3 protein-coding genes and 2 pseudogenes are annotated in these 3431 nt (G+C 71.4%); 2 read left to right on the top strand and 3 right to left on the bottom strand.

Annotated features, from left to right (window positions below; translation table 11 throughout):
- Positions 1 to 208 (top strand): annotated as a pseudogene (locus AB0C29_RS39225) (hypothetical protein); the annotation flags it as partial.
- A gap of 136 nt (positions 209 to 344) precedes the next feature.
- Entirely contained in the window at positions 345 to 785 is a 441-nt protein-coding gene (locus AB0C29_RS39220; protein WP_360831678.1) for a ribonuclease domain-containing protein, read from the top strand.
- Here AB0C29_RS39220 and thiC read toward each other — a convergent pair.
- The 3 genes and pseudogenes from thiC to AB0C29_RS39205 all read right to left on the bottom strand — a co-directional run.
- A complete protein-coding gene (gene thiC, locus AB0C29_RS39215) occupies positions 773 to 2365 on the bottom strand; it encodes a phosphomethylpyrimidine synthase ThiC (RefSeq protein WP_360831675.1) in 1593 nt (530 codons plus the stop codon). The two genes, AB0C29_RS39220 and thiC, sit on opposite strands and share 13 nt — an antisense overlap.
- Positions 2366 to 2447: 82 nt before the next feature.
- On the bottom strand, positions 2448 to 3215 hold the full coding sequence (gene thiD / locus AB0C29_RS39210; RefSeq protein ID WP_360831672.1) for a bifunctional hydroxymethylpyrimidine kinase/phosphomethylpyrimidine kinase: 768 nt from the start codon (positions 3213 to 3215) through the stop codon (positions 2448 to 2450).
- Positions 3212 to 3431, bottom strand: a pseudogene (locus AB0C29_RS39205) (hypothetical protein); the annotation flags it as partial. The gene thiD and the pseudogene AB0C29_RS39205, both read right to left, overlap by 4 nt.

Raw genomic sequence — 3431 nt, 5'->3', positions numbered from 1 at the left:
CGCCGAGCCGCTGACGCCGGAGCCGACGCCGATCAGCGCACCGCTGCCGCAGCCCGATCCGGTCACCCCGCCGCTGCCGGTCACCCCGGCCCCGCGGGCCGAGGCGGCACCGAGCCCGGTCGACGGGACCCCGGACGGCAAGCGCCGGTCCAAGGGCGGCGGCAAGGACGAGGACTATGTGGACTGGGTCAGCGGCCTCGGCAAATAGCCGGCCAGCGGGAGCCGACGCATAGCCGAACGCCGATGGAATGATGCGTCGGGGATGTACCGCGGTGCGGCCCGGCGGCTCCAGGATGGGGGGCACGGCCCGGCCTGGACGGGCCCCCGACGCTACGGAGTCCGCCATGTCCGTTGACGCACCCCGCCCGTCCCGCCTGCGCCGCCTGTTGTCGGCGGTCGCCATCGCTTTCGCACTCACCGGCGGCAGCCTCGTCGCCCCCGCTGTGGTCGCGCCGACGCACACCGCCGCCGCCGAGGCCGCCGTGTATTCGACCTGCACGTTGTCCCGGTGCTCGGCGGCCCGGACCGCGCGCACCGGCTGGAGCTCGCTCGGCTGGCCGACCGGCGCGGGCTGGTACAGCTGGCCGTACGGGCAGTACAACTACACCGGTGGCACGTTCCAGAACCGCGAGCGCCAGCTGCCGGTCAATGCCACCTACAGCGAGTACGACGTGTACCCGCGGGCGCGGGGTGCCGCGCGGGACGCGTACCGGATCGTGGTGAACCGGTCCACCCGCGAGACCTGGTTCACCCCCGACCACTACGTCAACTTCTACAAGCTCTGAGCTGAGCTGATCGGCAGGTACACCTGGCCGCCGGCGGAGACGAACTCCTCACTCTTGTCCTGCATGCCGCGGGCCGCGTACTCCTTGAGCTCTTGGGTGATCTTCATGGAGCAGAACTTGGGCCCGCACATCGAGCAGAAGTGGGCCGTCTTCGCCGGCGCCGCCGGCAGGGTCGCATCGTGGTACGCCCGCGCGGTCTCCGGGTCGAGGGCCAGGTTGAACTGGTCCTCCCAGCGGAACTCGAAGCGGGCCTTGCTCAGCGCGTCGTCCCAGTCCTGCGCGCCCGGGTGCCCCTTGGCCAGGTCGGCGGCGTGCGCGGCGATCTTGTACGCGATCACCCCGGCCTTCACGTCGTCCCGGTCGGGCAGCCCGAGGTGTTCCTTGGGCGTGACGTAACAGAGCATCGCGGTGCCGAACATGCCGATCATCGCCGCGCCGATGGCCGAGGTGATGTGGTCGTACGCGGGCGCGATGTCGGTCGTCAGCGGGCCGAGCGTGTAGAACGGCGCCCCGCCGCACAGCTCCTGCTGCAGGTCGACGTTCTCCTTGATCTTGTGCATGGGCACGTGTCCCGGCCCCTCGATCATCACCTGCACCCCGTGCTCCCAGGCGACGTGGGTCAGCTCCCCGAGCGTGCGCAGCTCGGCGAACTGCGCAGCGTCGTTGGCGTCCGCGATGGACCCGGGCCGCAGCCCGTCCCCCAGCGAGAACGTCACGTCGTAGCGGGCCAGCAGCGAGCACAGCTCCGCGAAGTTCTCGTAGAGGAAGTTCTCCCGATGATGGGCCAGGCACCAGGCCGCCATGATCGAGCCGCCGCGCGACACGATGCCGGTGACCCGGTCCACCGCCAGCGGCACGTACGGCAGCAGCACGCCGGCGTGCACGGTCATGTAGTCGACGCCCTGCTCGGCCTGCTCGATCACGGTCTCCCGGAACACCTCCCAGGAGAGCTTCACCGGATCGCCGTCCACTTTCTCCAAGGCCTGGTAGATCGGGACCGTACCGATCGGCACCGCGGAGTTGCGCACGATCGCCTCGCGGGTCTCGTGGATGCGCTTGCCGGTGGACAGGTCCATGACGGTGTCGGCGCCCCAGCGGGTGGCCCAGGTGAGCTTCTCGACCTCCTCGGCCACGGACGAGGTCACTGCGGACGTACCGATGTTGGCGTTGATCTTCACCAGGAAGCGCGACCCGATGATCATCGGCTCGATCTCCGGGTGGTTGACGTTGGCCGGCAGCACCGCGCGCCCGGCCGCGATCTCCTCCCGGACGACCTCGGGCTCGACGTTCTCCCGGATCGCGACGAACTCCATCTCCGGCGTGACGATCCCGGCCCGGGCGTACGCGAGCTGGGTGGGCCGGGTGCCGGCCAGCGGCGTTCCCGGACCGGCCACCGGCGCCACGTCACCGCGCTCGGCGATCCACGGCCCGCGCAGCGGCGGCAGGCCGGCCTCCGGGTCACTGCCGGGACCGGACGTGTCGTAGAGCCGGACCGGCGGATTGTCCCCGGTCAGGTCGATCTCGGCGAACGGCACCCGCAGGTCCGGACGGGAGCCCTCGACGTACACCTTGCGCCTCATGGTTCCTCCTATATAGGGGCAAACAGGGCGGCATTCGGCAGCACGGAACCGCCGATCGCCGGTACAGCCGGTCAGTCGTTGCTCAGTGGGAGAAGCCGAAATGGTCCAGGGGGCCCGGTCCCGCGCCGAGCTTCCAGTCGCGGGAGCCGGCCAGCGCCCGCCCCACGTAGTCCTTCGCGGCGCGCACGGCGACCGGCAGCGGGTCGCCCTGAGCCAGCCGCACCGCGATCGCCGACGAGAAAGTGCAGCCCGAGCCGTGGTTGTTGCCGCTGGGCACCGGGTCACCGTCGAGCACGGTGGTCACCCCGTCCGCGTGCAGCACGTCCACGGCGGATTCGCTGCCGGTGACCACGACGGCCCCCGGACCGCGGGCCGCCAGCTCGGCGGCCGCGCCGGCCGCCTCGGCCACCGTCGTCACCCGGCGACCGACCAGAGCGCCGGCTTCCTGCCGGTTCGGCGTCAGGACGCAGCGGTACGGCAGCAGCGGCGTAACCGCGTCCACTCCGGACAACCGGCTCCCACTGGTGGCCACCAGCACCGGATCGACGACAAGATTGGGCAGCTCACCGACCCGGGAAGCGATGAGCTCAGCCACCGCGGGGTCCCCGATCATGCCCACCTTGACCGCATCAGGCGATAGGTCTCCGAGCACCGCGTCCAGCTGGGCCGCCACCACGTCCACCGGCACGGGATGGATGGCCGTGACGCCGAGCGTGTTCTGGGCGGTAACCGCCGTCACCACAGAAACCCCATAAACCCCGAGCGCGGCGAACGTCTTCAGGTCGGCCTGAATCCCAGCCCCACCCCCGCTGTCCGACCCGGCAATGGTCAACACCACCCGCGGCGTCACGCCCACACCCCCGCCACGTCCAGCGTCATGCCCTCGCCGTGGCCGGCACTTCGTCCGGCGCACCGTCGCACCTCCACCGCCTCCGCGAAGGCCCGGGACAGGGTTCGGGTCACCGACTCGGGATCTTCCGCGCCCATGACCGCACCCAGCACCGCGACCCCGCTCGCCCCGGCAGCCGCGCAAGCCGCAGCCCGCTGCGCCGCGTGCACCCCGCCG

Origin of the sequence: Actinoplanes sp. NPDC048791 (assembly GCF_040650095.1) — a bacterium.
Classification (GTDB): domain Bacteria; phylum Actinomycetota; class Actinomycetes; order Mycobacteriales; family Micromonosporaceae; genus Actinoplanes.
The sequence above is the reverse complement of the archived record's forward strand: the minus strand, read 5'-3'. Positions and strand labels throughout refer to the sequence as shown.

Coding starts and splice junctions, on each gene's coding strand:
- AB0C29_RS39220 (WP_360831678.1), top strand. CDS start 345: ATGTCCGTTGACGCACCCCGCCCGTCCCGCCTGCGCCGCCTGTTGTCG.
- thiC (WP_360831675.1), bottom strand. CDS start 2,365: ATGAGGCGCAAGGTGTACGTCGAGGGCTCCCGTCCGGACCTGCGGGTG.